Origin of the sequence: Micromonospora alfalfae (genome assembly GCF_022230925.1) — a bacterium.
Classification (GTDB): domain Bacteria; phylum Actinomycetota; class Actinomycetes; order Mycobacteriales; family Micromonosporaceae; genus Micromonospora; species Micromonospora alfalfae.
In genome coordinates this window covers 1-1,510 of record NZ_JAKKFH010000040.1, presented here as the reverse complement: position 1 = coordinate 1,510, position 1,510 = coordinate 1, and the positions used below count along the sequence as shown (strand labels likewise).

Here is a 1,510-nt window from a genome sequence, read left to right as displayed (position 1 = left end):
TGGCTCACCGGACTGTGCTGGCTCAGACTCCGGTTCGCGATCCACGCCGTACCCCACTGCGGCCATGCCTGTGTCCCTCCGCCGGTCCCCGCTCAGGGGTACGTATAAACCAGCCGATCGGATCACTCGGCGCCGATCACGTCACTCCGCTACGTCGCCAACGTAGATCTTGGACAGTTTCCGTTCCGTCGGCGGGCTCAACCGGTGGTTGCAACACTCTTCGGTGTTTGTCGTTGGGGTGGTTGTGGCGTCGAGGTTGAGTCCGCTGGAGCGGGAGCAGATTGGGTTGGGTCGGGCTGCGGGTGAGTCGTTGGGTTCGATCGCGCGGCGGTTGGGGCGGTCGGTGTCGACGATCTCACGGGAGGTGGGTCGGTTCGAGCGTTATGGGCAGCGGTATCAGCCGTTGATGGCGCAGTGGGCGTCGTTTCTGCGGCATAACCGGTCGGGGCGGGTGCCGCGGTTGGCGGTTGACGGGCCGTTGCGTGAGGTGGTGCTGGATATGCTGCGGCGGCGTCGTTCGCCGCAGCAGGTCAGTGCGCGGCTGCGGGTGCAGTTCCCGGACACGCCGGAGATGTGGGTGTCGCACGAGACGATTTATCAGGCGATCTACCTGCAGGCGCGGGGCAACCTGCGCGCGGAGTTGACGCGGCAGGTGGCGTTGCGATCGGGTCGGGCCGCTCGCCGCCGTCGGGCGGCGCCGGCCGGGGCGGTGCGTTCGGCGCGGCCGTGGGTCGGCCTGCGTATCGCTGACCGGCCGGCTGAGGTCGCTGACCGGGCGGTGCCCGGTCATTGGGAGGGTGATCTCCTCGAGGGCGTCCGTCGCGGCGGGCGCGGTGGTTCCGCGATCGCCACGCTGGTCGAACGCGCTACCCGGTTCGTGATCCTGGTCGGACTGCCTGAGGGCAAGGTCTCCGAACACGTCGTGTCCCAGTTGGCCGCGGCGATGACCTGGCTCCCGCAACGCTTACGCGCCTCGCTGACCTGGGACCAGGGCGTGGAGATGGCCCGCCATCGTGACTTCACCATCGCCACTGACTGCCCGGTCTACTTCTGCGACCCACACAGCCCCTGGCAACGCGGCAGCAACGAAAACACCAACGGGCTACTACGCCAGTACTTCCCCAAAGGCCAATTCGACTTCACCACCATCGACCAAACCGGCCTCGACCACGTCGCCGACGAACTCAACGACCGCCCCCGCATGACCCTGGGCTGGGCAACCCCAGGTGAGAAGATGACCCAACTTCTCGGTGTTGCAACCACCGGTTGAGCCCGCCGAGCGAACGGAAACTGTCCAAGATCTACGTTGGCGACGTAGCGGAGTGACGTGATCGGCGCCGAGTGATCCGATCGGCTGGTCTATACGTACCCCTGAGCGGGGACCGGCGGAGGGACACAGGCATGGCCGCAGTGGGGTACGGCGTGGATCGCGAACCGGAGTCTGAGCCAGCACAGTCCGGTGAGCCAGCACAGTCCGGTGAGCCAGCACAGTCCGGGTAGCCAGCACAGG

Annotated in this window: 1 protein-coding gene; it reads left to right on the top strand. The window is 66.8% G+C overall.

The genetic code is table 11. The features are described from left to right. Window positions 1-244: 244 nt before the first annotated feature. The gene (locus MED01_RS28440; protein WP_443677144.1) at window positions 245-1,270 is read left to right on the top strand and encodes an IS30 family transposase; all 1,026 of its coding nucleotides are present in this window, start codon (window positions 245-247) and stop codon (window positions 1,268-1,270) included. Window positions 1,271-1,510: the final 240 nt, after the last annotated feature.